The following is a 354-nucleotide window of genomic DNA, read 5'->3' as shown; positions in this document are numbered from 1 at the left end:
GGGGTGAAGTCGTAACAAGGTAACCGTAGGGGAACCTGCGGTTGGATCACCTCCTTACCTGAAGATACCTTCCCGCGTAGTGTCCACACAGATTGTCTGATAGAAGTAACGAGCAATAGTAGTATCAGAGTCCCCATCGTCTAGAGGCCCAGGACACTGCCCTTTCACGGCTGTAACAGGGGTTCGAATCCCCTTGGGGACGCCATACCGGTAACGAAGTGAAAGTCGTTATCACCGTATCTCAAAACTGACTTTAACGAGTCACGTTTGAGATATTTGCTCTTTAACAATCCGGAACAAGCTGAAAATTGAAACGACATGTCGTTTTCATTCTCCGTAATAAGAATGAAATCT

The 354-nt window shown here is 46.6% G+C and carries 1 tRNA gene and 1 rRNA gene; both read left to right on the top strand.

Features of this window, described 5'->3' with window-relative positions:
* A 16S ribosomal RNA gene (locus ACZ3HG_RS23210) occupies positions 1–57 on the top strand; the annotation flags it as partial.
* A gap of 72 nt (positions 58–129) precedes the next feature.
* Positions 130–205: transfer RNA gene (locus ACZ3HG_RS23205), tRNA-Glu, on the top strand.
* Positions 206–354: the final 149 nt, after the last annotated feature.

It is taken from the genome of Erwinia sp. PME.40.26/001, from assembly GCF_055556675.1.
This window is presented reverse-complemented; position numbering and strand designations above follow the sequence as displayed.